The 26,654-nt window shown below is 71.3% G+C and carries 30 protein-coding genes; 20 read left to right on the top strand and 10 right to left on the bottom strand.

The annotated features are described in order from the left end of the window. Positions 1-131: 131 nt before the first annotated feature. Genes shc through hpnA form a run of 5 tightly spaced genes read right to left on the bottom strand, consistent with a single transcriptional unit; the run spans position 132 to position 6,242 of the window. Complete coding sequence (gene shc / locus ACLBYB_RS07770) at positions 132-2,129, bottom strand: squalene--hopene cyclase (RefSeq protein WP_020090627.1); 1,998 nt, start codon at positions 2,127-2,129, stop codon at positions 132-134. A gap of 42 nt (positions 2,130-2,171) precedes the next feature. Continuing rightward, on the bottom strand, positions 2,172-3,473 hold the full coding sequence (gene hpnE, locus ACLBYB_RS07765; protein WP_447698413.1) for a hydroxysqualene dehydroxylase HpnE: 1,302 nt from the start codon (positions 3,471-3,473) through the stop codon (positions 2,172-2,174). Then, a complete protein-coding gene (gene hpnD / locus ACLBYB_RS07760) occupies positions 3,473-4,324 on the bottom strand; it encodes a presqualene diphosphate synthase HpnD (protein ID WP_020090629.1) in 852 nt (283 codons plus the stop codon). Before hpnD ends, hpnE begins: the two co-directional genes overlap by 1 nt. Next, positions 4,321-5,217, bottom strand: a complete 897-nt coding sequence (hpnC, locus tag ACLBYB_RS07755; protein WP_447698412.1) for a squalene synthase HpnC — start codon at positions 5,215-5,217, stop codon at positions 4,321-4,323. Before hpnC ends, hpnD begins: the two co-directional genes overlap by 4 nt. Then, positions 5,214-6,242: a hopanoid-associated sugar epimerase gene (hpnA, locus tag ACLBYB_RS07750; RefSeq protein WP_026604540.1), complete on the bottom strand. Its 1,029-nt coding sequence runs from the start codon at positions 6,240-6,242 to the stop codon at positions 5,214-5,216. Before hpnA ends, hpnC begins: the two co-directional genes overlap by 4 nt. Positions 6,243-6,749: 507 nt before the next feature. On the opposite strand from hpnA, the gene rpsF reads away from it, so the two are divergent. The 10 genes from rpsF (at position 6,750) to ACLBYB_RS07700 (ending at position 15,613) form a co-directional block, all read left to right on the top strand. Continuing rightward, positions 6,750-7,211, top strand: coding sequence for a 30S ribosomal protein S6 (rpsF, locus tag ACLBYB_RS07745; protein ID WP_020090632.1), 462 nt, complete (start codon positions 6,750-6,752; stop codon positions 7,209-7,211). A gap of 3 nt (positions 7,212-7,214) precedes the next feature. Next, the gene (rpsR, locus tag ACLBYB_RS07740; RefSeq protein ID WP_007561044.1) at positions 7,215-7,466 is read left to right on the top strand and encodes a 30S ribosomal protein S18; all 252 of its coding nucleotides are present in this window, start codon (positions 7,215-7,217) and stop codon (positions 7,464-7,466) included. A 128-nt stretch (positions 7,467-7,594) separates the two neighbouring features. Next, the gene (locus ACLBYB_RS07735) at positions 7,595-8,644 is read left to right on the top strand and encodes a hypothetical protein (RefSeq protein WP_447698411.1); all 1,050 of its coding nucleotides are present in this window, start codon (positions 7,595-7,597) and stop codon (positions 8,642-8,644) included. A gap of 41 nt (positions 8,645-8,685) precedes the next feature. Further along, positions 8,686-9,258, top strand: a complete 573-nt coding sequence (gene rplI, locus ACLBYB_RS07730) for a 50S ribosomal protein L9 (protein ID WP_020090634.1) — start codon at positions 8,686-8,688, stop codon at positions 9,256-9,258. A 312-nt stretch (positions 9,259-9,570) separates the two neighbouring features. After that, on the top strand, positions 9,571-11,058 hold the full coding sequence (locus tag ACLBYB_RS07725; RefSeq protein WP_020090635.1) for a replicative DNA helicase: 1,488 nt from the start codon (positions 9,571-9,573) through the stop codon (positions 11,056-11,058). 229 nt (positions 11,059-11,287) lie between these two features. After that, complete coding sequence (locus tag ACLBYB_RS07720) at positions 11,288-11,737, top strand: cupin domain-containing protein (protein ID WP_020090636.1); 450 nt, start codon at positions 11,288-11,290, stop codon at positions 11,735-11,737. 10 nt (positions 11,738-11,747) lie between these two features. Continuing rightward, the gene (locus tag ACLBYB_RS07715) at positions 11,748-12,650 is read left to right on the top strand and encodes an SMP-30/gluconolactonase/LRE family protein (protein ID WP_447698410.1); all 903 of its coding nucleotides are present in this window, start codon (positions 11,748-11,750) and stop codon (positions 12,648-12,650) included. Then, entirely contained in the window at positions 12,647-13,561 is a 915-nt protein-coding gene (locus ACLBYB_RS07710) for a VOC family protein (RefSeq protein ID WP_447680937.1), read from the top strand. Before ACLBYB_RS07715 ends, ACLBYB_RS07710 begins: the two co-directional genes overlap by 4 nt. 82 nt (positions 13,562-13,643) lie before the next feature. After that, positions 13,644-14,546, top strand: a complete 903-nt coding sequence (gene lgt, locus ACLBYB_RS07705) for a prolipoprotein diacylglyceryl transferase (protein WP_056531735.1) — start codon at positions 13,644-13,646, stop codon at positions 14,544-14,546. After that, positions 14,543-15,613 carry a class I SAM-dependent methyltransferase gene (locus ACLBYB_RS07700; protein ID WP_447698409.1) on the top strand — a complete coding sequence of 357 codons (1,071 nt, stop codon included), beginning with the start codon at positions 14,543-14,545 and terminating at the stop codon, positions 15,611-15,613. Before lgt ends, ACLBYB_RS07700 begins: the two co-directional genes overlap by 4 nt. 41 nt (positions 15,614-15,654) lie before the next feature. Here the strand turns inward: ACLBYB_RS07700 and ACLBYB_RS07695 are convergent, their stop codons facing one another. Next, positions 15,655-15,846: a hypothetical protein gene (locus tag ACLBYB_RS07695; protein WP_012322302.1), complete on the bottom strand. Its 192-nt coding sequence runs from the start codon at positions 15,844-15,846 to the stop codon at positions 15,655-15,657. Positions 15,847-15,990: 144 nt separating this feature from the next. On the opposite strand from ACLBYB_RS07695, the gene pgeF reads away from it, so the two are divergent. From pgeF to ACLBYB_RS07680, 3 genes are all read left to right on the top strand, one after another. Beyond that, entirely contained in the window at positions 15,991-16,758 is a 768-nt protein-coding gene (gene pgeF / locus ACLBYB_RS07690) for a peptidoglycan editing factor PgeF (RefSeq protein ID WP_447698565.1), read from the top strand. 267 nt (positions 16,759-17,025) lie between these two features. Further along, the gene (locus tag ACLBYB_RS07685; protein WP_447698408.1) at positions 17,026-17,865 is read left to right on the top strand and encodes an outer membrane protein; all 840 of its coding nucleotides are present in this window, start codon (positions 17,026-17,028) and stop codon (positions 17,863-17,865) included. Between the two features lie 197 nt (positions 17,866-18,062). Then, positions 18,063-18,821, top strand: a complete 759-nt coding sequence (locus tag ACLBYB_RS07680) for a DUF2076 domain-containing protein (RefSeq protein WP_091977749.1) — start codon at positions 18,063-18,065, stop codon at positions 18,819-18,821. A 99-nt stretch (positions 18,822-18,920) separates the two neighbouring features. Here ACLBYB_RS07680 and ACLBYB_RS07675 read toward each other — a convergent pair whose 3' ends face one another. Beyond that, positions 18,921-19,721: a L,D-transpeptidase gene (locus ACLBYB_RS07675; RefSeq protein ID WP_447698407.1), complete on the bottom strand. Its 801-nt coding sequence runs from the start codon at positions 19,719-19,721 to the stop codon at positions 18,921-18,923. A gap of 272 nt (positions 19,722-19,993) precedes the next feature. Between ACLBYB_RS07675 and ACLBYB_RS07670 the strand changes: the two genes are divergently transcribed. The 5 genes from ACLBYB_RS07670 (at position 19,994) to ACLBYB_RS07650 (ending at position 24,277) form a co-directional block, all read left to right on the top strand. Continuing rightward, the gene (locus ACLBYB_RS07670) at positions 19,994-20,710 is read left to right on the top strand and encodes a protein phosphatase CheZ (protein ID WP_020090645.1); all 717 of its coding nucleotides are present in this window, start codon (positions 19,994-19,996) and stop codon (positions 20,708-20,710) included. A 74-nt stretch (positions 20,711-20,784) separates the two neighbouring features. After that, positions 20,785-22,851 carry an excinuclease ABC subunit UvrC gene (gene uvrC / locus ACLBYB_RS07665; RefSeq protein WP_100250674.1) on the top strand — a complete coding sequence of 689 codons (2,067 nt, stop codon included), beginning with the start codon at positions 20,785-20,787 and terminating at the stop codon, positions 22,849-22,851. Between the two features lie 73 nt (positions 22,852-22,924). Beyond that, the gene (gene pgsA / locus ACLBYB_RS07660) at positions 22,925-23,524 is read left to right on the top strand and encodes a CDP-diacylglycerol--glycerol-3-phosphate 3-phosphatidyltransferase (protein ID WP_020090647.1); all 600 of its coding nucleotides are present in this window, start codon (positions 22,925-22,927) and stop codon (positions 23,522-23,524) included. Between the two features lie 54 nt (positions 23,525-23,578). Further along, the gene (gene moaD, locus ACLBYB_RS07655) at positions 23,579-23,830 is read left to right on the top strand and encodes a molybdopterin converting factor subunit 1 (RefSeq protein WP_020090648.1); all 252 of its coding nucleotides are present in this window, start codon (positions 23,579-23,581) and stop codon (positions 23,828-23,830) included. Positions 23,831-24,046: 216 nt separating this feature from the next. Beyond that, on the top strand, positions 24,047-24,277 hold the full coding sequence (locus tag ACLBYB_RS07650) for a hypothetical protein (protein WP_020090649.1): 231 nt from the start codon (positions 24,047-24,049) through the stop codon (positions 24,275-24,277). A 71-nt stretch (positions 24,278-24,348) separates the two neighbouring features. Here the strand turns inward: ACLBYB_RS07650 and ACLBYB_RS07645 are convergent, their stop codons facing one another. Beyond that, complete coding sequence (locus ACLBYB_RS07645; protein WP_447698406.1) at positions 24,349-25,125, bottom strand: SDR family NAD(P)-dependent oxidoreductase; 777 nt, start codon at positions 25,123-25,125, stop codon at positions 24,349-24,351. Between the two features lie 150 nt (positions 25,126-25,275). On the opposite strand from ACLBYB_RS07645, the gene ACLBYB_RS07640 reads away from it, so the two are divergent. Continuing rightward, positions 25,276-25,689 (top strand): flagellar biosynthesis repressor FlbT, encoded by a 414-nt coding sequence (locus ACLBYB_RS07640; protein WP_056531717.1) that lies wholly within the window; start codon positions 25,276-25,278, stop codon positions 25,687-25,689. Between the two features lie 13 nt (positions 25,690-25,702). Here the strand turns inward: ACLBYB_RS07640 and flaF are convergent, their stop codons facing one another. Further along, on the bottom strand, positions 25,703-26,074 hold the full coding sequence (gene flaF / locus ACLBYB_RS07635; RefSeq protein ID WP_020090652.1) for a flagellar biosynthesis regulator FlaF: 372 nt from the start codon (positions 26,072-26,074) through the stop codon (positions 25,703-25,705). Between the two features lie 168 nt (positions 26,075-26,242). On the opposite strand from flaF, the gene ACLBYB_RS07630 reads away from it, so the two are divergent. Beyond that, positions 26,243-26,485, top strand: a complete 243-nt coding sequence (locus tag ACLBYB_RS07630; protein ID WP_056531713.1) for a hypothetical protein — start codon at positions 26,243-26,245, stop codon at positions 26,483-26,485. Here the strand turns inward: ACLBYB_RS07630 and ACLBYB_RS07625 are convergent, their stop codons facing one another. Further along, on the bottom strand, positions 26,486-26,623 hold the full coding sequence (locus ACLBYB_RS07625) for a hypothetical protein (RefSeq protein ID WP_020090654.1): 138 nt from the start codon (positions 26,621-26,623) through the stop codon (positions 26,486-26,488). Positions 26,624-26,654: the final 31 nt, after the last annotated feature.

The following is a 26,654-nucleotide window of genomic DNA, read 5'->3' as shown; positions in this document are numbered from 1 at the left end:
GGGATCGCTGTCTGAGGAGGCCACGTGTCTCGTACCGGGGCTCGCGGATCGGCTGTCGGGACGGTCGAGCGCGCCGCGATCCGGCGGAGCGGAGCCGGCCCGCCGGGCCGGGTCCAGGACTTCGGCGGACGTCACATGCCGAACTGGACGCGCCGGCTGTTGCCACGCTTGAGGTTGCGGAAGCGCGCCATCGCCCAGAGCGGGAAGAACTTCGGGTAACCATGGTACCGCAGGTAGAAGACCCGCGGGAAGCCCGTGGCGGTGTAGCGCTCCTCCTTCCAGAACCCGTCCGCGCCCTGCGTGCGGGTCAGGAAGTTGATGCCCCGGGTCACGGCCGGGTCGTCGACCGCGCCGGCCGCCATCAGGGCGAGGAGCGCCCAGGCGGTCTGCGAGGCGGTGGACGAGCCGGGCTCGAAGGCCGGGTCGATCTTGTACGAGGAGGCGTCCTCGCCCCAGCCGCCATCCGGGTTCTGGATCCGGATCAGCCAGGACACGGCCTTCTGGATGCGCGGGTCGGCGGAGTCGACCCCGGCGGCGTTGAGGGCGCAGAGCACCGACCACGTGCCGTAGATGAAGTTCATGCCCCAGCGGCCGTACCACGAGCCGTCCTCCTCCTGATCGTTCAGGAGGTAGTTCACGCCGCGGTCGAGGGCGCGGGAGGTCTCCCGGGTCTCGCCGAGCTGGGACAGCATCCCGACCACGCGGGCGGTCACGTCCGCGGTCGGCGGGTCGAGCAGCGCGCCGTGATCCGAGAACGGGATGTGGTTGAGGTACATGTGGTTGTTGTCGGCGTCGAACGCCGCCCAGCCACCGTCCTCGGATTGCAGACCCTCGACCCATTCCCGGGCGCGGGCGATCGCGGCCTTGTAGTCCGGCATGCCGGCGACGAGGCCGTGCTGATGCATGGCCCGGTCCATCGCCATCACCACCACGGCGGTGTCGTCGAGGTCGGGATAATGCGCGTTGGCGTACTGGAACGCCCAGCCGCCCGGCCGGACCTTCGGCTTGCGCGCCGCCCAGTCGCCGACGATGTCGAGCACCTGCCGAGGCTTCAGCCAGTCCAGACCGGCGCGGGCCTGGGCCTCGGCCTCGGGGCCGCCGGCCTCGAGCAGCGCGTGGCTCGCGAGCGCCGTGTCCCAGACCGGTGAGACGCAGGGCTGGACGTAGGCCTCGTCGGCCTTCTCGACGACGAGCTTCTCGATGGCGTCGCAGGCGACGCGGACCTGCGGGTGATCGGGCCGGTAGCCCATCACCTCGTACATCAGCACCGAGTTGACCATGGCGGGGAAGATGGCGCCCAGGCCGTCCTCGCCGTTGAGGCGCTCGCTCACCCAGGCACGGGCCATCTCCATGGCCCGCTGCCGGCTCTTGCGCGGCAGGTGGTTCTCGACCCGCTGCAGCACCCGGTCGATGAAGCCGAAGATCGGCGTCCAGGGCCACGTGGCGTGGGGCGAGCCCGGCCAGGAGCGGACGCTCTCCGGCGGGGTGACGAACAGCTCCTGCACGCTGATGCCGCGCGGGTTGCGGGCCCGGGGCTTGGTCGCCTGCAGCACGAACAGCGGCACCACGGTGGTGCGGGCCCAGTAGCTGATCTTGTCGAGGTGGAACGGGAACCACTTCGGCAGGAACATCACCTCGACGGGCATCACCGGCACGGCGCGCCACGGCACCTCGCCGTAGAGGGCCAGCATGAAGCGGGTGAACACGTTGGCGTTGGCCGCGCCGCCGCGGGACAGGATGCCCTCGCGCGCCCGGCGCATGTGCGGCGCCTCGATGTCGTCGCCGATCATCTTGAGGGCGAAATACGCCTTGACCGTGCAGCTCATGTCGAACGGCCCCTCGTGGACGAGGGCCCATCCGCCGTGCCGCCCCTGGGTGCGGCGGAGGTAGTTGCCGATCTTGGCCTCGAGGTCGCCGGGGACCCGCGTGCCGCGGAAATGGTGGAACAGGATGTACTCGGACGGGATCGTGGCATCCGCCTCGAGCTCGAAGCAGATGTGCCCGTCGTCGTGCGCCAGGGCGGTCAGCGCGCGCGTCGCCTGCGCCACGCCGCGCTCGACGTCCTCGAGCGAGATCCCCTGAGTCTTCGAGCGCTGCAGCGCCTCGACTTTGCTAACGGCCTCTCTCATAGTCCTCGCCTCGAACGACCGCCTCGCGGCGGACGCCATGCCTCAAGCTGCGCCGCGCACCTGGGTTCCAGCACGCGCGGCAGATCCCGCACGCAAGGAACGTGCGGCCGTCTGGCCAGAGCGGATCGCTCCCTCGATCGTCGACGGCAGGCCGGTGGCGGTCCAATCGCCTGCCAGGACGAGATTGTCGTAGGCGGTTTCGGCCTTCGGGCGCCGCGCGGCTTCCGCCGGCGTCGCCGCAAAGGTCGCACGCTTCTCCTTTACGATCTGCCAGCTGGGCAGGTCCGGTGCAAGGTTGCACAACTGTGCGATCTCGGCCCAGATCTGCCGCGCGAGGTCTTCGCGGGGCACGTCGAGGAGCCGGTCGGCACCGCTGATCGTGACCGAATACCGGTCGGGATAGGCGAAAAGCCACTCCGTGAGGCTGTTGACCACGCCGAGGACGAGGGGGCTGCCGGGCTTCGGCACCAGCGCGAAATGCGCGTTCACGATGGAGCGGAATTCCGTCGGTGCGAGGAGACCGGGCAACACCTCCCGGGCGACCCACGGCGGAAGCGCCAGCACGACGCCGTCCTCCGGGCCGAGGCTCTCGGGACCGTCCGAGAACACGAGCTGCCCGACCCGGCCGTCCGCGAGGTCGAGGCCGCGCAGGCGACGGCCGAGGCGGATCTCGCAGCCGCGGCTCGTGAGGTAGCGGATCGCCGGATCCACGAAGGCGTAGGACAGCCCTTCGACGGCCACCAGCGGGCGGCAGGCCTTGCCGCCCGCCCCCAGGGTCTCGCGCAGGATCCGCGCCGCCAGCCCGACGTCGCTGTCGCGGGGCTCGGTGTTGAGGGCCGCGAGCAGCACCGGGTGCCAGAGGCGCCGGTAGAGCGTGCCCTCGCAGGCCATGTGGGCGCCGATGGTCCCGCCCGCGCCCTCCGCCTTGCCGGAGGCCGCGCGCAGGATCCCGAGGGGCGCGAGGTAGTCCCGGGCCCGGGTGCCGGGGACGCGGCGGGCCGGGCTCATGACCCACCAGGGCAGCCGCCCGGCGTTGGGCCGCAGCCGCCAGCGCTCGCCGGTCTTCAGGTCGGCGAAGTCGAACTCCGCCACGTCCGGCCCCACCAGGGCGTCGGCCGGCGCACCGATCGTCCGGAGGAACCCGAGGGAATCGGCGTTGCCGGACAGGAGCAGGTGGTTGCCGTTGTCGATGGTCAGGCCGAGGGCCGGGTCGTAGTACGAGCGGCAGCGGCCGCCGGCCTGCTTGGCGGCCTCGTGCAGGACCACCCGGGCGCCGGATTCGGCGAGCGCGACGGAAGCGGCGAGGCCGGCGAGGCCGGCGCCGACGACGTGGACGGTGCCCATCAGATCAGGCCGTGCCGGACGACGACGCCCAGCAGCGCGAGCTTGCCGGGCTTCACCCGGGCGCGGGGCATCGCCCAGCCGCGCGCGAGGACCGCCTTGAGGTAGAGGTGATAGGCGGCGGCCATCAGCCGGGCGGCCTTGGTCGCCTTGCGGGGGCTGCGCCGGATGATCTCCCAGGTCGCCTGGTAATGGTCCTCGGCCTCGCGGGCGAGGGAGATGCAGACCTCGCCGATGCGGGGATGGCCGATCGCCTCGGCCGGCGTCGGGTCGGTGAGGCCGATCGCCCGGAGCTTCTCGCGCGGCAGGTAGAGGCGGCCGCGCTCGGCATCCTCGTCGATGTCGCGCAGGATGTTGGTGAGCTGGAGCGCGCGGCCCTGGTGCCACGCCAGCCGGATGCCGTCCGCCTCCGGCATGCCGAAGATCCGCACCGACAGCCGGCCGACCGCGCTGGCGACCCGGTCGCAGTAGAGGTCGAGGGTCTCGGCGTCGGGGGCGACGATGTCCTCGACGGCGTCCATCGCCATGCCGTCGATGACCGCCTGGAAATCCTCGCGCTTCAGGCCGAATCGGCGCACGGGCTCCACGAGGTCGCGCACCCGCGGGGCCGGGCGGCCGGCGTAGAGCGCGTCGATATCGGCCCGCCAGCGGTCGAGCTCGACCTGCCGGACGGCCCGGGTGCCGCCGTCGTCGGCGACGTCGTCGACGGCGCGGCAGAAGGCGTAGACGGCGTACATCGCCTCCCGCCGCTCCTTCGGCAGCAGGCGCATCGCCGTGTAGAAGGAGGAGCCGGCGGCGGGCAGCGCCGGGGCGGCGCTCGCGTGGTCCTGGGCGGGCGTGGCGGTGGCGGTCACGAGCGGATTCCCTGAGCCGCGGCCCGGACGGTCCGGCCGCGGAAGGGCCGGCGCGCCAGGGTGGCGGCGACGCCGCCCAGCGCCGTCAGCGCGAAGGCGGCCTTGCCGTGATGGACTTTCTCCGAGAGCGGGTCGCGCTCGAGCAGGCCCCGGCTCAGCACGACGGCGAGCCGGTGGATGGCGGCGATCTCCAGAGACAGGCGCAGGTCGTCGATCAGGTCCGGCAGGACCGCGCCCTCGTCGAGGAGGTCGAGGCAGCGCTGCGCCAGTTCGCGGATCGCGGCCCGGAGCTGCGGCGGCGCCTTCTCCTCCCCGAGCATCCCCACGGTGGCACCGTGGCGGTCGAGGGAATCCTGCGGGAGGTAGACCCGGTCGAGCGCCGCGAAGTCCTTGCCGCAATCCTGGAGGTGGTTGATCACCTGGAGCGCCGCGCAGATGGCGTCGGACGCCCGGTAGACCCGGGCCGGGTCTTCGCCGTGCACGTCGAGGACGTAGCGGCCCACCGGCATCGCCGAGTAGCGGCAGTAGTGGATCAGCTCGTCCCAGTCCGCGTAGCGGTTCTTGCGCGCGTCCATGCGGAACGCGTCGAGGAGTTCCAGGGCGTGCCGGGGCGGCAGGCCGCGGGCCGCGAGCTCGCGCTTCAGCGGCTCGGCCTCGGGATCGGACGGCCCGGCGCCGGTGAGCGCGTCGGCGAGGCGATCGAGCAGCTCGATCTTGCGCTCGGGCGACAGGGCGGCGTGATCGGCCACGTCGTCGCCGGCGCGGACGAAGTTGTAGAACGCCAGGATCGCGCCCCGGTGGCGGGGATGGATCAGGTGCGAGGCGACGGGGAAGTTCTCGTCGCGGTGCCCCTTGCCGGAGCGCGTCGCGGTGGCGGAATCGAGGGTGCTCATGCGAGGTAGCCCGCCTCCCGGAACCACGTGATCGCGTCCGACAGGCCCTCGCGGTACGGCCGGGCCGTGTAGCCGAGTTCGGCGCGCGCCTTCCTGTCCGAGAAGAACATCCGGTAGCGCGACATGCGGATCCCGTCGATCGTCGCGAAGGGCTGCCTGCCGGTGACCCGCGCGGCGAGCTGCGCGAAGAACGCCACCGGGTAGACGGCGGCCCGGGGCAGATTCACGGTCGGCGGCTTGCGCCCGACCATGCCGGCGATGTCGGCGAGCATCTGCGAGAGGAACACGTCCTCGCCGCCGAGGATGTAGCGCTCGCCGATGCGGCCCTTGCGCAGCGCCAGGAGGTGCCCCTGGGCCACGTCGTCCACGTGGGCGAGGTTGAGCCCGGTATCGACGAAGGCCGGCATCTTGCCGAGCGCCGCCTCCTGGATGATCCGGCCGGTCGGCGTCGGCTTGACGTCGCGGGGGCCGATCGGCGTCGACGGGTTGACGATCACCGCCCGCAGGCCGTCCCGGGCGACCATCTCCTCGACCACCCGCTCGGCCACGACCTTGCTGCGCTTGTAGGCGCCGATCGCGGTCTCGGGCGTCAGCGGCATGGTCTCGTCGGAGGGCGTGACGCCGTCGGCCGGCGGTTTGATCGTCGCGACGCTCGACGTGTAGACGACACGCTCCACGCCGGCCTCGAGCGCCGCGCGCATCATCAGGCGCGTGCCGTCGCGGTTGGTGCGGACGATCTCCTCCATGTCCGGCGCCCAGAGCCGGTAGTCGGCCGCGGCGTGGATCAGGTAGCGCTGGCCGCGCATCGCCGCCGCCACGGCGGCCGGGTCGCGCATGTCGCCCTCGGCGATCTCCACGTCGGTCCAGGTGAGGTTGCGGCGGGGGCTCGACGCGCGCACGAGGATGCGCACCGGGAAGCCGGCCCGGCGGAACACGTCGACCAGGGCTGAGCCGAGGAAGCCGCTCGCGCCGGTGATCAGCACGGGACCGACCTCGGACGGGCCGGAAGCTGGGGCCTCTGCCATCGCGGATCTGGAGGATTACCGAAAACCAGTGCGGCCGGGGATCCCCAGCCGCGCCGCGCTTGTGTCATCGAACCGCCCGAGCGGCAAGCTTGAGCGGTGCCGGACAGGGTCGCGCCGCGGCGCGGCACGCGCCCGTGGGCGTGTTACGCACAACAGGCGGGGCCGTCCCGGCAGGGCCCGGTACGGGACGCGCGGCCCGATCCCCGCGGCCGCGGGGAGTTCGGGCCCGCGACCCACGCCGCGACCCACGCCGCGACCTTGCCAGGTCGCGAAAAACCGACTATGCGCCGCCCCTCGCGTTCGCTCCGGCCGGGGGCTGAACGGACGGTGCCGCTCGCGGCACAGGGCTCTCCCAGATCCCGTCGTCCGGTGTCTCCGCCTTCGATCAACCGCTCGGGCCTGAAAATCGGCTCGAAGGGCTTGGCGCCGAGCGTAGCGCGAGATGAACCGGCCCGAATCAGCCGCCTTCCGGCGGCCGGGCTCCTTTTGACGATGAAAGGCCCGACAATGCCTCTCTACGAGCATGTGCTCTTGGCCCGCCAGGACGTGACGTCCCAGCAGGTCGAGACGATGATCGACACCTACAAGGGTGTGATCGAGCAGAACGGTGGCCGTCTCGAGAAGATCGAGATGTGGGGCGTGAAGTCCCTCGCCTACCGGATCAAGAAGAACCGCAAGGCGCACTTCGCCCTCCTCAACATCGACGCCCCGCCGGCCGCCATCGCCGAGATGGAGCGCCAGATGCAGATCTCCGAGGACGTGCTGCGCTTCATGACCATCCGGGTCGAGGAGCTCGATTCCGAGCCGTCCGCCATGATGCAGAAGCGCGACCGCGACGACCGCAAGGATCGCGAGCGCGGCCGTCGTCGCGATGACGAGGGCTTCGGCGGTGGCGGCTTCGGCGGCGACCGTGGTGACCGCGGCGATCGCGGTGACCGCGGCGAGCGCAGCTTCGGCGGGGAGGGCTAACCCATGGCATTCGGTGCTGGTGCGGGCGGCGGACGCCGTCCCTTCTTCCGTCGTCGCAAGACCTGCCCGTTCTCCGGCGCGAACGCGCCGAAGATCGACTACAAGGACGTCAAGCTCCTGTCCCGCTACGTGTCCGAGCGCGGCAAGATCGTGCCGTCGCGGATCACCGCGGTCTCGGCCAAGAAGCAGCGCGAGCTCGCCCAGGCGATCAAGCGCGCCCGCTTCCTCGGCCTGCTGCCCTACGTGATCAAGTAGGCCATCAGAACCCGCCGGCCCGGCATCTGCCCGGGCCGGCCCTCCCAGAGGGCGGCTCGCGCCGCCCGATCGTTGGGGCGCGTAGCCGCCTCTAACCCTGCCGTACCGGCAGCGGGACAGCGGAATTCATGGCACAGCACATCGGCATCGGTATCGGCGCGGGCCTCGTCTCCGCACTCCTGTTCGGGGTGCTGCTGAAGGCGACGCCGCTCGCGATCCTGCTCTACCTCGTGGCGCCGCTGCCGATCCTGATCGTCGGTCTGGGGTGGAGCCACAAGGCCGCGCTCGCCGCGGCCGCCGCCGGCAGCCTCGCGCTGGTCCTGGTGATCGCGCCCTTCCTGGGACTGGCCTTCGCGGCCTACATCGCCCTGCCCGCCTGGTGGCTCGCCTACCTCGCGCTCCTCGGGCGCGAGACGCCCGCCGGCCTCGAATGGTACCCGACCGGCCGCCTGCTCGGCTGGATCGCCGCCACGGCCGCCCTCGCCTTCATCGCCATCGCGGTCCTGTCGTCGCCGAACCACGCCGCCTTCGACGCGCAGCTGCGCGGGCTCGCCCAGACCCTGGTCCAGACGCGGCTGCCCTCCGCCCGCCCGTCCCCCGAGACCCCGCGCGCCGAGGCCCAGCGCGCCGAGGCGCCCTCGACCGGCGGCGAGGCGGCCGGCAAGGACGGGGCGGCGGCGCCCGGTCCGGCCCCGCAGGCCGACGCCGACCCGGCGGACGTCACGCGGGCCGAGGTGGCGGACGCCCTCGCCCGCGTCGTGCCCGCCTTCGCGGCGAACGGCCTCGCCCTGCTGCTGGCCTTCTATCTCTGGGCGTCGGCCCGGATCGTGAAGATCTCCGGCCGCCTGCCGCGGCCCTGGCCCGACATCCCCTCGACCGCCATGCCGCGCAGCACGCTCGTGGCGGTCGCGGCGGCCGTCGCGATGTGCTTCGCGCCCGGCTATGTCGGCGTGTTCGGGGTCGCGCTGCTCGGCGCGTTCAGCGCCGCCTTCGCCCTCCAGGGACTCGCCGCCTTCCACGACCGCTCCCGCGGCCGGCCGGGGCGCGGGCTCATGCTGTTCGGCATGTACCTGATCCTGTTCGTGACCCAGGGCATCGCCCTGGTCGCCCTGACCCTGTTCGGCCTCGCCGACACAGCCCTCGACCGCCGACGCCCCAAGGGCGATCCGGCGCCGTGAGACCCCGGCCCGCGTGGCCGAACACCTGAAGGAGAAAGACCATGGAAGTGATCCTGCTCGAGCGCGTGGCCAAGCTGGGCCAGATGGGCGAGACCGTGAATGTCCGTCCGGGCTTCGCCCGCAACTTCCTGCTCGCCCGCGGCAAGGCCCTGCGCGCGACGGAAGCCAACAAGAAGCACTTCGAGGCCCAGCGCGCCCAGCTCGAGGCCCGCAACCTCGACCGCAAGAAGGACGCCGAGGTCGTCGCCGAGAAGCTGAACGGCCAGAGCTTCGTCCTCATCCGTCAGTCCGGCGAGACCGGCGTGCTCTACGGCTCGGTCTCGACCCGCGACCTCGCCGAGGTCGTCGCGAAGGAGGGCTTCACGGTCGATCGCGGTCAGTTCACCCTGAACCAGCCGATCAAGACGCTGGGCCTTCACACGGTCCCGGTGGTGCTGCACCCCGAGGTCGAGGTGGAGATCACCGTCAACGTCGCCCGCAGCCCCGAGGAGGCCGAGCGTCAGGCCCGCGGCGAGTCGGTGACCGAGCGCGAGGCGTTCAACCTCGACGACCTCGGCCTCGAGGTCGGTCAGGCGCTGGCCGATGCCGGCGAGGGCGCCGACGACCGCGGCTGATCCCCGTTTGCAGGCTTGACCGGCCGGCCAACCGGCCGATCGGGCCTGCGGCGGCGTGGCCGGGCAGCGAGGCCGACCCCGCCGTGTATACCGGTGAACACTGGGGATGATGGTCCCCGAGACTTGACACGTTCCAGTTTTGTTCCAGCATGGACGCCCGCCCCTCGCGAGAGTCGGCGGGCGTCCGCTTTTCCGCGCCCCGGCCCGGGAGAACCGGCCGTCGGCTAGGCTTCGGTAACCATACCGGCGCCAAGGTCGTGCGGTGTGATCCTGGCGCGCCCGCCGCGGCGCCTGATACGGAGTCGTCCGCCGATGGCCTTGCCCAATGCGCTCACGGCCAAGCTCGAAGCGGTCCAGGCCGAGTACCGCGTCGCCCCGCACAACATCGACGCGGAGCAGGCGCTGCTGGGCGCGATCCTGGTGAACAACGACGCCTATTACCGGGTGTCGGACTTCCTGCTGGCCGAGCACTTCATGGAGGATGCCCACCAGCAGATCTTCACGGTGGCGGCCTCCCTGATCAAGGCCGGCAAGCTCGCCACGCCCATCACCATGAAGACCTATCTGGGCGACGCCGATTTCGGCGGCCAGACGGTGATGCAGTACCTCGCGCGCCTCGCCGCCGACGCGACGACGGTGATCAACGCCGGCGAGTACGGCCGCACGATCTACGACCTCGCCATCCGCCGCCGGCTGATCACCATCGGCGAGGATCTGGTGAACGGCGCCTACGAGGCGCCGGTGGAGCAGGCGCCCCGGGACCAGATCGAGGAGACCGAGCGCCGGCTCTACGAGCTGGCCGAGGCCGGACGCTACGACGGCGGCTTCCAGAAATTCTCGGACGCGCTGACCGCCGCGGTCGACATGGCCGCCAAGGCCTACCAGCGCGACGGCAAGCTCTCGGGCATCGCCACGGGTCTGTCCGACCTCGACGCCAAGATGGGCGGCCTGCAGCCCTCCGATCTGATCATCCTCGCGGGGCGCCCGGCCATGGGCAAGACCTCGCTGGTGACCAACATCGCCTTCAACATCGCCAAGGCCTATCGCGGCGAGAAGCAGCCGGACGGCACGACCCGGACCGTGAACGGCGGCATCGTGGGCTTCTTCTCGCTGGAAATGTCGGCCGAGCAGCTCGCCACCCGCATCATCGCCGAGCAGTCGGGCGTGCCCTCCTACAAGATCCGCCGCGGCGACATCCGGCCCGAGGATTTCTACAAGATCACCGACGCCGCCCGGGACATGCAGACGATCCCGTTCTACATCGACCAGAGCGGCGGCATCTCGATCGCCCAGCTCGCTGCCCGAGCCCGGCGCCTGAAGCGCCAGAAGGGCCTCGACCTGCTGATCGTCGACTACCTCCAGCTGCTGTCGGGCTCGGGCAAGCGCAGCGACAACCGCGTGCAGGAGATGACCGAGATCACGACGGGCATGAAGGCGCTCGCCAAGGAGCTGGCGGTGCCGATCATCGGCCTGTCGCAGCTCTCCCGTCAGGTGGAGAACCGCGACGACAAGCGCCCGCAGCTCGCCGACCTGCGCGAATCGGGCTCGATCGAGCAGGACGCCGACGTCGTCATGTTCGTGTTCCGCGAGGAGTACTACGTCGGGAACAAGAAGCCCCGCGAAGGGACCGAGGAGTTCTTCGCCTGGGAAGCCGAGATGCAGCGCGTCCACGGCAAGGCCGAGGTGATCCTCGGCAAGCAGCGTCACGGCCCCACCGGCACCGTGGAGCTGCAGTTCGACGCGAACATCACCCGGTTCTCGAACCTCGCGCAGACCGACCGGATCCCCGAGCAGATGTGAGCGTCGCGCCGTCATCGCGAGCGCGGCGAGGCGAGCCGGGCCGGCGCGCGATCGCCGAGTGTGGCGCCGGCTGGGTTGCCTCGCTGCGCTCGCAAGGACGGCGCGAGTTGGAGCCTTCAGCGCCACCAAAGAGCGATTGGGGCGCGATTGCCTCCGGTGTTCGTGTCCGCGAACCATCGCCAAGCCCGGCCGTTGTGGGAGGGTGTGTCCCGCCGCGGCAGGAGCGACGATGAGCGAGCCGACCCCTCCGAAGATGCCGTACTGGCACGTCTACACCGATGCGGAGGGTGTGAGCCGCCAGGAGCTGTTCCACCTCGAGCGGTTCAAGTTCGAGGGGATCAACCCCGAGACCGCGCCGCAGTGGAACGACAAGATGGACCCGGCGCCGTCGGTCGTGACCTTCACGGTCCTGCCGGTCGGCTGGGTCGGCGAGTGGCACGAGAATCCGCGGCCGCAATGGATCGCCGTCCTGTCGGGCCGCTGGTTCGTCGAGACGATGGACGGCCACCGGGTCGAGATGGGCCCGGGCGAGCTGATGATGGGCGAGGACCAGAACACGAAGGCGCGCGACGGCCGGAAGGGCCACCTGTCCGGGACGGTGGGCGACGAGCCCTGCACGATGATCGTGACCGGGCTCCAGGTCGAGCCGACCGTCAATCAGCCCGGCCGCTTCAAGTAGGGGCGGTTCCATGGACGGCTTCGAACTCACGCAGCCGCGCTTCAAGGCCTACATCCTGCCGAACGCGCCGCTGCAGAAGCTCGCGGACGGGTTCCGCTGGACCGAGGGCCCGGTCTGGTTCGGCGACCGCGACGAGCTCCTGTTCTCGGATCTCCCCAACAACCGAGTGATGCGCTGGTCGGAATCCGCCGGCCTGAGCGTCTACCGCGAGGCGAGCGATTTCGAGAACGGCCACGCCCGCGACCGCCAGGGGCGGATGCTGTCCTGCTCGCACCGCGGCCGGCGCATCCATCGGACCGAGCTCGACGGGCGGGTCACCGGCCTGGTCGAGCGCTACCGGGGGCGACGCCTGAACTCGCCCAACGACATCGTCTGCAAGTCGGACGGGACGATCTGGTTCTCGGACCCGCCCTACGGCATCCAGACCGACTACGAGGGCGGCAAGCAGGAATCCGAGCTGCCCGCCGCCGTCTACCGCTTCGATCCGCGCGACGGCTCGCTGCGGGTGGTGGCCGAAGATTTCCAGGGGCCGAACGGGCTCTGCTTCTCGCCCGACGAGCGCAGGCTCTACATCGTCGAGACCGGGCTGCAGTTCGACACCGACCCGCTCCAGCACGTGCGCGTCTTCGACGTGGCCGAGGACGGCGGCCTGTCGGGCGGCGACGTGTTCTGCCGGATCGCGCCGGGCAACGCCGACGGCATCCGGTGCGACGAGCACGGCAATGTCTGGTCGAGCGCCGGGGACGGGGTCCACTGCATCGACCCCGGCGGCGAGCTGGTCGGCAAGATTTTCGTGCCCGCGACGGTCGCCAACCTCACCTTCGGCGGACGCAACGACAGCCGCCTGTTCCTGTGCGCCTCGCAGGCGCTCTACGCGATCTACGTGAACGTGCGGGGAGCACCGCTCCTGTGAGTGGCACCGCTCCCGAGGGCGGCGTGCGGGCCCTCGCGGGGTTCGGCCGCACGGTCGCGGACCTCGCCGTCACGGAGGCCTTCTACCGGGACGGGCTCGGCTTCGCGCGGGCCGCCCCGCCGGAGCCGGTTCCCGCCGCGCAGGCGGAGGCGATGGGGCTCGCGGACCGGCGCGCCACCCAGCTGCGCATGCGCCTCGGCGGGCAGACCGTGACCTTCCTGGCGGTCGATCCGCCCGGCGCGCCCTACCCAACCGATCCCGCGGCGACCGACCCGTTCTTCCAGCACCTCGCGATCCCGGTCCGCGACATGGAAGCCGCGGCCGCGCGGCTGGCACGGCTCGCCCCGACGCCGATCAGCCGCGGCGGGCCGCAGCGCCTGCCGGCCTCCACGGGGGGCGTGACCGCCTACAAGTTCCGCGACCCGGACGGGCATCCCCTGGAGCTGATCTTCTTCCCCGACGGCCCCGCGGCCGCCCGCTGGCGCGACGCGCCGGGCCTGTTCCTGGGGATCGATCACTCGGCGATCACCGTCACCGACCTCGACGCCACCCTGGCCTTCCTGACCGGACCCCTCGGGCTGGCGGTGACGGAGCGCGGCCTGAACCGCGGGCCGGAGCAGGCGCGCCTCGACGGCGTCGACGATCCGCAGGTCGACGTGATCGCCCTGGCGCCGCCGGACCCCGCGCCGCACGTGGAGCTCCTGCATTACCGCACGCCCGCGACCGAGCGGCGGCTCGTCGTCGAGCCCGCCGACCGGGCCGCCACCCGCTACGTGTTCACCGCAGCGGATCCGCGGGCCCTGTCGCGGCGCCTGCGCGAGAGCGGGCGAACGCCGCGGACCTCCGCCGACGGCACGGCGGCCTACTGCGCCGGCCCGGACGGACACGGCTTCTTGTTCGTGCGCGGCTGAGGCCTCCGTTCCGGGAGCGTGCGCCCGGGCTTGACGCGTCGCCCCTCCGGCGTCCAATCCGGCCGCCCCGGAGGTGAGTTAGATGCCGCTCCTCGCCCTGCCCTTTCCGGCCATCGATCCGGTGGCGATCGCGATCGGGCCGATCACGATCAAATGGTACGCGCTCGCCTACATCGCCGGCCTGATCGGCGGCTGGTATTACGCGCGCCGCCTCGTCATGGCCGACAGCCTCTGGGGCGTGGTGAAGCGCCCGCAGGTCGTCGACATCGACGATCTCGTCGTCTGGGTGGCGCTCGGCGTCGTGCTCGGCGGGCGGATCGGCTACGTGCTGTTCTACAATCTGCCGATGTACATCGCCGATCCGTGGGAGATCCTGGCGATCCGCAACGGCGGCATGTCGTTCCACGGCGGCTTCATCGGGGCCATCCTGGCCTTCGTGCTGTTCGCCCGCGGCAAGGGTCTGAACGCCTACACGCTCCTCGATATCGGCGCCGTGGTGGTGCCGATCGGCCTGTTCTTCGGCCGGATCGCCAATTTCGTGAACGGCGAGCTCTGGGGCCGCGTGGCGCCGGACTTCCCCTACGCGATCGTGTTCCCGAGCGGCGGCCCGCTGCCGCGCCACCCGAGCCAGCTCTACGAGGCCGCCACCGAGGGCCTGCTGCTGTTCATCGTGATGGCGGTCAGCGTCCGCCGGTTCGGCTTCCGCAAGCCCGGGCTCCTCGGCGGCATCTTCGTCCTCGGCTACGCGCTGGCCCGGACCGTCTGCGAGTTCTTCCGCGAGCCGGATCGCCAGCTCGGCTTCCTGTTCGGCGACCATCTCGGTCCGATGGGCGGCGGCGTGACCATGGGCATGCTGCTGTGCGTGCCGATGATGATCGTCGGCCTGACCTACATCGTGCTGGCCGCGACCGGCCGGACACGGCCCCGCCATCCGGTGGAAGCGCCGGCCGCCGAGGCCGCCCGCAAGGCGGCCGTCGAGGCGTGACCCCCCTCGGAACCGAGATCGCGGGGCTGATCCGGCAGAACGGGCCGATCGGCGTCGACCGCTACATGGCCCTCTGCCTCGGCCACCCGGTCCACGGCTACTACCGCACCCGCGATCCCCTGGGCGCCCAGGGCGACTTCACCACCGCGCCCGAGATCAGCCAGATGTTCGGCGAACTGCTCGGTGCCTGGACAGCCTACGTCCGCGGCCCGATCGGGTCGCCGGATCCGCTCCTCCTGGTGGAGCTGGGGCCCGGCCGCGGCACGCTGATGGCGGACGCGCTGCGCGCGTTGCGGGCAGCGCTCCCGGGCGTGCGCGTGGCACCGCACCTCGTCGAGACGAGCCCGGTGCTGCGGGCCGCGCAGGCGCGCGCCCTCGCCGGGACCGGTGCCGCGTGGCACGACAGCGTCGAGACGCTGCCCGAGGGGCCGGCGATCATCCTGGCCAACGAGTTCTTCGACTGCCTGCCGGTGCGCCAGTTCGAGCGCCGGCCGTCGGGCTGGCACGAGCGGCAGGTCGGTCTCGATCCGGCGGGCGGCCTCGCTTTCGGCCTGTCGCCGGAGCCGGTCCCGGGCCTCGCGGCGGACGGCCCGGACGGCGCGCTGATGAGCGTGCCGGCGGCCGGGCTCGCGCTGATCCGCGCGCTGGCGCGGCGGCTGTGTTCCGAAGGCGGCGCCCTGCTGGCCATCGATTACGGCCATGTGCGTCCGGGCTTCGGCGACACCCTCCAGGCGCTGGCGGGACATCGCTTCGCCGACCCGCTGGCGGAGCCCGGCGAGGCGGACCTGACGCATCACGTCGATTTCGCCGCCCTCGCCCAGGCGGCGCGGGCCGAGGGCGCCGCGATCCACGGCCCCGTCGACCAGGGCGAATTCCTGGCCGCCCTCGGACTCGGGGCCCGTGCCGAGCGTCTGAAGGCACGGGCGAGCCCCGCGCAGGCCACCGCGATCGACGCGGCGGCCGCGCGCCTGACCGATCCGGCCCGGGGCGGGATGGGAAGCCTGTTCAAGGTGCTGGCGGTGAGCGGCCCGTCCGTCGGGCCGCTCCCGGGATTTCCGGGGCTCTGAGCCGCCGGGACGATGCGCGGCCCCGTACGGGCCGGCTACTCTCAGCCGAAGGAGCCGAAGCCGGAATCGGTCTGGCTGGCGGGCCGCGGAGTCGGCGGCGCGGGCGGGTTGAGGTCGGTCGGGTCGAAGGCGGCGGGCTCTCCCGTGACGGGGTGGGCAGGCGCGCTCGGAATCCGGGGCTCTTCGGCCTCGGGCGTCTCGGGCAGGGCGTCGGTCTCGATCCCTCGTGACATCGCGATCCTTCTCAAGGCGGGGCCGGATCGGCTCCGTACTGCAATGCAGCAAGAATCTGACGGTTGAACGACATCGTCAAGGGTCCGCCCTTGCGCTATCGGGGCGCGACAGGGGCAAGCGCGAGGCCGACCGTGACCGCAGGCATGTTCATCGAGGCGCCGGAACTCTCCGCCCATGCGGGCGTGCGCCACGCCTTCTTCACCCGCGTCGGCGGGGTCTCCGAGGGCCTGTACGCGTCGCTCAACGGCGGCCTCGGCTCCCAGGACGCGCCGGGGCGCGTCGCCGAGAACCGGGCGCGGATGTGCGCGCAGCTCGGCCTGGCGCGGGACCGGCTCGTGAGCCTGTATCAGGTCCACTCGGCCGACGTGGTCACGGTCGAGGCCCCCTTCGCGGCGGAGCGGCCGAAGGCCGACGCCATGGTGACGCGGGTTCCGGGCCTGGCGCTCGGCATCGCCACCGCGGATTGCGGGCCGATCCTGTTCGCGGATCCCGAGAACGGCGTCGTCGGCGCCGCCCATGCCGGCTGGAAGGGTGCGCTCACCGGCGTGATCGGCGCGACCGTGTCGGCGATGGAGGCGCTCGGGGCGCGGCGCAGCCGCATCGTCGCCGTCCTGGGACCGACGATCGGTCAGGCCTCCTACGAGGTCGGTCCGGACTTCGTCGCGCGCTTCGGGAGCGATGCCCCCGGCATGGAGCGCTTCCTCGGCCCCGGCACGCGGCCGGGGCACGCCCAGTTCGATCTTCCGGGCTTCATCCTGGCCCGGCTCGGCGAGGCCGAGATCGGCGAGGCCACCGCACTCAATCTCTGCACTTACGCCGATCCGGAGCGGTTCTACAGCTACCGGCGGACCACGCATCGCGGCGAGGCGGATTACGGCCGCCTGATCTCCGCGATCACGCTGGTGCCCTGACGAGCCAGTGCGGCCTCGGAAAGGGGCTGCGACACTTTGTCGATCCTCGGCCCGAAAAAAAGCGTAGCCGTAAATGAACCTTGGCCATTCGACCGCGTTTAGGGGTCAAGGTGCCGGGGAAAACGGCGGGTTGCCACAAGGGGCCGCGAGAGCGGTCGGCGACACCGCGGAGCGCAAAGCAACCCTGGAACCGCTGGAACGCAGCCAGATCCGGTTCCGCAACCGTCCCCGCTTAGGACGGCGCGGACCACCAGTGAGGACCAGATCATGAAATCCATGCTCCGTGTGACCACGGCCCTCGCGGGCGTTGCCTTCGCGGGTTCGGCCTTCGCCGCCGACCTGCCGCGCCGCGCCGCCCCGCCGCCGGTGTTCACCCCCGTCCCGGTCTTCACTTGGACCGGCGCCTACTTCGGTATCAACGCCGGCTACGCCTTCGACGCCAGCGACCGCAACACCGGCAACACCTTCGCCGTCCCCTTCCCCTACGCTGCCCCCGGCACCGTCGCCTCCTTCCGCAACCGCAGCCAGGACGGCTTCTCCGGCGGTGGCCAGATCGGCTACAACTACCAGTTCACCCCGGGCTCCGGTGTCGTGATCGGCTTCGAGGCCGACGCCCAGTACCTCGACTTCGGCCGCAGCCGGAACAGCGCCTTCATCTCCGGCGCGCTGGCCCCCGGCTACTACGTCACCGACCCGCGCGGCCTCTCCAGCCTCGACTTCTTCGGCACCGTCCGCGGCCGCCTCGGCTACGCCTTCGACCGGACCCTCGTGTACGGCACCGGCGGCTTCGCCTACGGCTCGGGCAGCGCCGACCGCTCCTTCGGCGGCTTCGCCGGCAACGACAGCTTCCGCACCGGCTGGGCCGCCGGCGGCGGCATCGAGTACGCCCTGCCCACCGACTCGTTCCTGAACTTCTTCCGCTCCTCGGCCGTGACGCTCAAGGTCGAAGGCCTGTACGTCAACCTCGACCGCGGCACCCGCAACCAGGGCGCGTTCGTCATCAACGCCGCCAACAACTTCCCGGTCGTCTACAGCGGCGTCGGGCGCCGCGACGACCAGTTCGCCGTCGTCCGCGCCGGCCTGAACTACAAGTTCGGCACGTTCTAGGATCGCGTCGGCGCGGCCGCGGCCGCGCCCCCCACTCGGCATGCAGGAAGCCCGGCCGGCAGGTCGGGCTTCTCGCGTTTCCGGATAGGCGGATGAAGTTTTCGCAATCCCCCTGACAAAGCGTCGCCGCGCACCCATGTCCTAGCTGCCATGCGGCGCGTTCGGGCCCGCGGGTGAGATTCGAGGAGGACGACTCCATGAACAGCGAAGAACGCGACGTCATTTCGGGAATCTTCCAGCGGCTGGAGCAGGCGCAGACCCAGCCCCGCGACGCTGAGGCGGAGCGGTTCATCGCCGACAAGCTCCGCGCGCAGCCCTACGCGCCCTACGCGATGGCGCAGCTGATCTACGTGCAGGAAGAGGCGATCAAGAGCCTCAACCAGCAGCTGGAGCAGGCCCGCAGCCAGGCGGCGCCGGCCCAGTCCTCCGGGGGCGGCGGCTTCCTGTCGAGCATCTTCGGCGGCGGCAGCCAGCAGCGCCAGGAGCCCCAGCCCGGCTACGGGCAGCCGCGTCCGGGCGGCCAGCCCTGGGGCAACCAGGGCGGCCCGCCGCAGGGTTACCCGCAGCAGGGCTACCCGCAGCAGGGCGGCTACCCGCAGCAGCAGGGCGGCCCGTGGGGCGGCCAGCCCCAAGCGCCCGCGCGCGGCGGCGGCTTCATGGCGACGGCCCTGCCGATGGCGGCCGGCGCGGCGGGCGGCATGCTCCTCGGCAGCGCCCTGTCGAACGCCTTCGCGGGCGGCCATTCGAGCCTCGGCAGCGCCGCGGCCGCCGGTCTCGGCGGCGGGGGCGAGACCGTCGTCAACAACTACTACGGCGACGGCGGCAACCAGGATCTCGGCTCGGCCCTCGACAACAGCGGCGGCGACATGGGCAGCTTCCAGGACGCCGGCTACAGCGATCCGGGCGGCGATTTCGGCGGCGACCTCGGCGGCGGCGACGACAGCGACTGGACCTGATCGTCCCTGAGACGCAGCGGAAGGCCCGGTCGCGTCAGGCGCGGCCGGGCCTTTCTCGTATCCGGAAGGTCCGATCCGCGACCGGGCCGCGTCGGCCGCTCAGAGGACCTCGACCCGCGTCCCCACCGGCACGCGCTCGTAGAGATCGATGACGTCGTCGTTCATCATGCGGATGCACCCCGACGAGACCGACTGCCCGATCGTGTTCGGCTCGTTCGTCCCGTGGATCCGGTAGAGCGACGAACCCAGGTAGAGGGCGCGGGCGCCCAGCGGGTTCTCCGGGCCGCCGGCCATGTGGCGCGGCAGGTCGGGACGGCGGGCCAGCATCTCGGCCGGCGGCGTCCAGTCCGGCCACTCCGCCTTGCGGCTGACCGTCTTCAGCCCGCTCCAGGCGAAACCGGGGCGGCCGACGCCGATCCCGTAGCGCAGGGCGCGCTGCCCGGCCTGCACCAGGTAGAGATGCTTTCCGGCGGTGTCGATCACGATCGTTCCGGGCTTCTGCCGCCCCGTGAAGGCCACTTCCTGGCGCTGGTACTCCGGCGAGACCGCGCGGCTGATCCGGCCCGGATCTCCCTGGGGCGCACCGTAGGGCTGAGGGGCGCCGGAAACCTGGCCATAGGGTTGGCCGTAAGCCTGCCCGTACGCCTGCCCGTAACCTTGCGCCGGCTCCGGCTCGACCGGCACCAGCTCGCCGGAATAGGCCGCGACGCGCTGCTGCGGCGCCGCGCGCTGCGGCCAGCCGCGCCCGGGCGCGCCGCCGGCGCTGCCGGTGACGAGATACTCGATCAGGCCGCCGCCGTAGCCGCCCTCGGCGTAGCGCGCCTGCTGCGCCCGGGCGGGGCCGCACAGCACGAACGCGGCCGCGGCCACCCCCATTCCCAGACGGACTGAACGCCGCATCGTCGCATGCTCCCGAGCCGGTGCCCGTGCTCCCGGCCCGCGAACGATCCCGTCGAATTTTACCGAATCCGGTGAACGAACGTGGTGAATCACCGGGGCGGCCCGGCCCGTCCCCGGCCCGTCGCGACCAGCGTGAATCGGCGGTTAAGCCCCGCCGGGGCCCTGGGCCCACAGGCGCAGGGGGCCGGCGGCAAGAAGCTCGGCAGTCACAGTCCGCTAACCGTTATGGTAGACAGTCGCGGCGACGGAACCCGAACGCTCACGCCCGGACGATGACCCAGAAGCGCTATCGCATCGAAGACAGTCTCGGGCTTCCCGCGGCTCCCCCTCCCGGACCCGGGGCGTCCGCCTCGAGCGAGCGCCTGGAGGAGATCTTCAACGCCATCCAGGACTTGCGCCGCGTCACGCAGATGAGCGCGAGCGAGACCATCGAGTCGTGCCGCCGCGAGCTGCACGAGGCGCTGGCGATGCGCACCGAGCTCGACGTGATGAAGGAGGCGATCACCCGCACCAAGTCGGAGCTGGCGACGCTGCACCGGACCGAGAACACCGGCAAGGGCATGCGCCGGGCGGCCGACGAGCTCGACGCGGTGGTCGACTCGACGGAGCGCGCCACCACGCAGCTCCTCGGCGCGATCGAGGAGATCGAGAGCCACGCCGGCATGCTCAACGCCGCGACGCTGCCGCCCGGCACGAAGCAGCACGTCGACGTGATCCTCGAGCGCGTGATCACCGCCTACGAGGCCTGCAACTTCCAGGACCTGACCGGCCAGCGGATCACCAAGATCGTCAGCGTGATGAAGTTCATCGAGGAGCATCTCGACCGGCTCATCGCCACGTGGTCGGAACTCGACAGCTTCAAGGAGCTCATCACCGTCATGCCGGTGCCGACCTCCCTGGACGACGAGAGCTCGCTGCTCAACGGGCCCAAGCTCGACCACGACATCGGCCACGTCGACCAGAGCGACATCGACTCGCTGTTCGACTGATCGAGCCGACCGGGCGCGCGATTTTTGTCGCCGCCCCGGTCCCCCTGGCGGTCCGGAACGCTTAGATCTGCGGTATGAGCCGCAGAGCCCTCTCAGACCTGCCCCCCGACACCTTCGACGACGGCCGCGACGCCGAGCGGGACGAGGCCGCCGACGAGCCGGAAGCCGGCCTCCCCGACACGGAGGCGCCGGAGATCGATTTCGACTTCGAGCCGGGCGCCGTCCAGGCCGGAACCGAGGTGATCCGCAGGTTCTGGTCGACCCTGCCGTCCTCGCCCGGCGTCTACCGGATGTTCGACCATCGCGGCGACGTCCTCTACGTCGGCAAGGCCAAGAACCTGAAGGCGCGGGTCGGCTCCTACGCGCGGGGCCAGGCGCACTCGAACCGCATCGCCCGGATGATCTCGCAGACGGCGGCGATGGAGTTCGTCACCACGGCGACCGAGACCGAGGCGCTCCTCCTCGAGGCCAACCTGATCAAGCAGCTGAAGCCGCGCTTCAACGTGCTGATGCGGGACGACAAGTCGTTCCCCTACATCCTGGTCACCGACGACGGCCCCGCCCCGCAGATCGTCAAGCACCGGGGCGCCCGGCGCCGGAAGGGCAATTATTACGGCCCGTTCGCCAGCGTGTGGGCGGTGAACCGGACGGTGAACGCCCTGCAGCGCGCCTTCCTGCTGCGCACCTGCACCGACAGCTACTACGAGAACCGCACCCGGCCCTGCCTGCTCTACCAGATCAAGCGCTGCTCCGGCCCCTGCACGGGTGAGATCGCCGCGGACGACTACGCGGCCATGGCGGATTCCGCCCGGGCGTTCCTCGCCGGCAAGTCGAACGCCGTGAAGGACCGGATGCGCGCCGAGATGCAGGAGGCGTCCGAGGCGATGGAGTTCGAGCGCGCCGCCCGGTTCCGCGACCGCATCGCCGCCCTGTCGGCGATCCAGGGCGTGCAGGGGGTCAACACCCAGGGCGTCGAGGAGGCGGACGTGTTCGCGCTGGACGAGCAGGCCGGCCAGTTCTGCATCGAGGTGTTCTTCTTCCGGAACTTCCAGAACTGGGGCAACCGCGCCTATTTCCCGAAGGCCGACCGGACGATGACGCCCGACGAGGTGCTGGGCTCGTTCATCGGCCAGTTCTACGACGACAAGCCCGCCCCCCGGACCGTGCTGACGAGCCACGCGATCGAGGACGCGGAGCTGGTCGCGGCGGCCCTGTCGAGCCGGGTGGAGTACCGCGTCGAGATCCACCGGCCGAGCCGGGGCGAGCGGAAGAACCTCGTCGACTACGCCCAGCGCAACGCCAAGGAGGCGCTGGCGCGGCGCCTCGCCGACACGGCCTCGCAGGGCAAGCTCCTCGCCGCCCTCGGCCAGGCCTTCGGGCTCGACGGCGCGCCCCGCCGGATCGAGGTCTACGACAACTCGCACATCATGGGCACGAACGCGGTCGGCGGCATGATCGTCGCCGGCCCGACGGGCTTCATGAAGGCGCATTACCGCACGTTCAACATCAAGTCCGAGGACCTGACCCCCGGGGACGATTACGGCATGATGCGCGAGGTGCTGCAGCGGCGCTTCAAGCGGCTCGTGAAGGAGGCGCCGCGCACGGAGCGCGAGGCGGCCGTGGCCGCCGCCGAGGGCGGCGTGCCGGAGCCGGTGCCGGCCCCGGCGGAGGAGAGCGAGGCGTTCCCGGCTTGGCCGGACCTCGTGCTGATCGACGGCGGCAAGGGCCAGCTCGACGCCGCGCGGGCGGCGCTGGAGGAGGTCGGCGTGGCGGGCGTGCCGCTCGTCGGCGTCGCCAAGGGCCGCGACCGGGATGCGGGCCGGGAGACATTTTTCGTGCCCGGCCGGCCACCCTTCAAGCTTCCGCCGCGCGACCCGACGCTCTACTTCGTGCAGCGGCTCCGCGACGAGGCGCACCGCTTCGCCATCGGCAGCCATCGGGCCAAGCGGAAGCGTGAGATGGTGAAGAATCCGTTGGACGAGATCGCCGGGATCGGTCCGAGCCGCAAGCGCGCGCTGCTGCACCACTTCGGGACCGTGAAGGCGATCGAGCGCGCCGCCTTCGAGGATCTGGCCAAGACCCCGGGCGTGAACGCCGCCACCGCGCGGGCGGTCTACGACTTCTTTCATGCCGGCGCCTGAGAACCCGGCCGCGATGGCCGCGGCGGAATCTGAGGCGTTGACGCCCGGGCCCCGCTCTGATTTCACCCCTCCGATGAACGCCGTCCTTCCCCGACGACGGTCGCCGGCCTGGACGCTCGCGAATTGCCTGACCTACGGGCGCCTCGTTGCCGTGCCGGTGATGGTCGCGCTGCTGTTCTGGCCCGAATCCCACACGGCGCGGTGGACGGCGCTGGGAGTGTTCGTCGCGGCCGCGATCACCGACTACCTCGACGGGTACGTCGCCCGCACCTACCACCAGAGCTCGGCGCTCGGCCGGATGCTCGATCCGATCGCCGACAAGCTCCTGGTCTCGGCGTGCCTGCTGATGCTGGCGGCGGACCACACCATCGTCGGCTCGAATATCTGGGCGGCCATCGTGATCCTGTGCCGCGAGGTGCTGGTCTCCGGCCTGCGCGAGTATCTGGCGGAGCTGAAGGTCGGCGTGCCGGTCAGCCGGATCGCGAAGTGGAAGACCACCGTGCAGCTCCTGGCCCTCGGCTTCCTGGTGGCCGGTCCGGCGGGCGAGACGGTGCTCCCGGGAACCGAGCCGATCGGCCTGACGCTCCTGTGGCTCGCCGCCGCGCTCACGCTCTGGACCGGGTGGGACTACATGCGGGCCGGGATCAAGCACGTCATCGACGATCCGCGCTGAGGGATCCGTCTCCGGGACGCGCGGTCCCTGCCCTGTCTCCGGTACGGTGATGCGATGAAGCTCGTCTATTTCGCCTGGGTCCGCGAGCGGATCGGCCGCTCCGAGGAGGAGCTGGCGCCGCCGCCGGAGGTCGCCACCGTCGCCGATCTCGTCGGTTGGCTCCGGGGCCGGGGCGAGGAATACGCCTACGCCTTCGAGGATGCCGGCGTCGTCCGCGCCGCGATCGACCGGGCCCACGCCAAGCCGGACGCGCCGATCGCGGGAGCCCGCGAGATTGCCTTCTTCCCGCCGATGACCGGCGGCTGAGACCCGGCCGCGCCGCGCACGTAGTTCGCCGGGGTTGCTTCGGGTCGGCTTCCGCGGTCATTGGCGCCGTCGCTCCGGCTGCACCTCATGCCGAACGGCGCGCGGGCCGAGCCAAGTTCTCTACGGGTTCGGCCCGCCTCAGGACGCGACATGCCGCGGAACGCCCAAGCTGGCATTGCCGTTATCCGCTACCGAAATCGGTATTGGAGTTTCAGCATGCGCATGACCTTGCTCGCGACCGCCGCCCTGTTGAGCCTCGGCGCCGCCGCGCAGGCCCAGACCACGGTGATCGAGCGCGACCGCCCGGCCGTCGTCGTCGACCGCCCGGCCTCCGAGTCGAAGTCCGTGACCGTCCACGACCACGGCGACGGCTGCGTCACCAAGACGGTGCGCAAGGAGAACGACATGGGCGACTCGAAGACCGTCAAGAAGGAGACCTGCGACTGAGGCAGGGAAGCGGGCCGGGCCGGAGCGCCGTCGACGCCTCCGCCCGGCCGATCCTTTGCCCGGCGCCGGTCCTACCGCCAGCCCGCGTCGATGAAGTACGCGTGGGCCGTACACATCCGGGCATCGTCCGAGGCCAGGAACAGGGCCAGCGCGGCGACGTCAGCCGGCTGGATCCGACCGTCCAGGCACTGCGCGGCGACGATCTCCGCCTCGCCCTCCGGCGAGTACCATCGCTCCTGGCGGGGCGTCTGAACGTTGCCCGGCACGATCGCCGCCACCCGGATGTTGTCGCGGCCGAGGTCGCGGGCGAGCGCCCGGGTCATGCCCTCGATCGCCGCCTTGGCGGTCTGGTAGAGCGGCATCTCCGTCAGCCCGAGATGCCAACTGATCGATCCGAAATTGAGGATCACGCCACCGCCGGCGCGTCGCATGGGTGGGACCGCCGCCTGGGCCGCGAAGAACAGGTGGCGCAGGTTCACCGCCATCCGGTCGTCCCAGTAGGCGGGCGTCACGTCCGCGAGAGCGTGGCGGTCGTCGTTGCCGGCATTGTTGATCAGGACGTCGAGCCCGCCGAGGGCCGTGTCGGCCTCGGCCACCAGCGCGCGGACCGCCTCGATATCGGTCAGGTCGCAGCGCCGGTAGAGCGGGGCGTGCGCGGCGCCGGGCGCGAGGCGCGCCACCACGGCGCGGGCCGCGTCGTCCGCGATATCGCAGAACAGGACGCGGGCGCCCTGCCCGACGAAGGCCTCCACCAGCCCCTCGCCGATGCCCGAGGCACCGCCGGTCACGAGGACGCGCTTGCCGGCGAGGCTGGGATACCGCGCGCGCCGATCGCTCTTCGCCGTCATCGACCCTCCTCGACGTGGCTCGCCCGGCCGGAATTTGTCCGAGTTTATCACCGTGGCCGCGCGCGGCAACGGCGGCGCGGACGTCCGACATTCGCGAAACGTTAACGGTTCGCGAATGAGATCGCCGGGTCTTCTAGAAAGGAACACCCGATGCCCCTGCGCCTGGAACTCAAGCCGTTCGAGCGGCTGATCATCAATGGCGCGCTGCTCCGCAACGGCGACCGTCGCTCGACCTTCCTGATCGAGACGCAGTGCAAGTTCCTGCGCGAGAGCGAGATCATCACGGAGAGCGAGGCCGACACGGCCTGCAAGCGTCTCCACCTGACCCTGACGGTCATCTACCTCGCCGACGACCCGACGCAGGGCATCGACCTGTTCTTCCGGCAGGCCACGGACTTGCTGGGACTCGCGCCGGCCGCCGCCGGGCAGATCGCCGCGATCGCCCAGGCGGTGGAGGCCGGCGAGTATTACCGGTCGCTCAAGCTGAGCCGCAAGCTCGTCGAGTGGGAGGCGGCCGGCGCCGAATCGCCGGCCGAGGTGCCGGACGCCGCGGCGGCTCGCTGACCGGTACGCGGCCTCAGCCGGGATTGCCCTGCAGGCCGGCGGCGATGTGATTGTTGATCGACACCAGCGTGGCGATCTTCTCCGGCGTGGGAGCGATCATCGTGTCGATGCAGCTCTGGAGCACGAACACGCCCAGGCGTCCGACGCCCTGCTTCACGTCGGCGGGGAGCGGGTTCTCCGCGGACGTCGCCTCGGAGGTCAGCAGCGTCCAGACCCGCTGGTTGAACGACAGGGCCTCGTTGATGCGCCCGGCGTCGCCGCTGGCGAGCCCCTGGCTGGCGCCGATCAGCTTCTGCGCCGCCTTGAGCAGCACGGCGGATTCGGCTTCGCGGGGCGACAGCGCGCTGTGGGAGGTCTTGGCGTAGGCGTTGGCGGCGTAGTTCATCGGCGGTCCAGCCCCGTCGTCGGGCCTGCCACTGAGGCAAGCTAGCGCGTAGCTGTCGCAGATCAGGAGTTAAAAGCGCGTGAGCGCCGCATCCGCCATGATGCCGCCGGGTTGGTTATCGACGACGCTGTGCGGCCGAAAGGAACCGGCCCCCGGACCCCAACCCCGATGTTGAATTTCGTTCTCGGAACTGTTGCCGGCGGCCTGATCGCCTGCGTGCTGACCATCGCGGCAGCACGGCAACCCGAAGTGCAGTCCCGACTGGGCCTCGTGCCGGCGGCGCCGGCGACCCTGGCGGCGGTCACGAAACCGGCCGAACCCGATTGCGGCCGGAGGACGGAGCCGACCCCGAAGATCGGCTCCCAGGAGATGCTGTTCAACCGCCAGAGATTCTGGTCGGTCGCACCCTAATCAGAACGTGCCGATCAGCATGAGCAGCATCGTCGTGGCGACGGTGGTGCTGACGAAACCGCACAGGGCGGCCGCGAAGGACGGACCGGTGCGGGTGACGGTGGGCTCGATGTCGTTCGAGAGCGTGGCGGGGGTCATCGGCGCAGAACCTTCTCGGCGACCAGCGTCG

The organism is Methylobacterium sp. D54C (assembly GCF_053345595.1).
The sequence above is the reverse complement of the archived record's forward strand: the minus strand, read 5'-3'. Positions and strand labels throughout refer to the sequence as shown.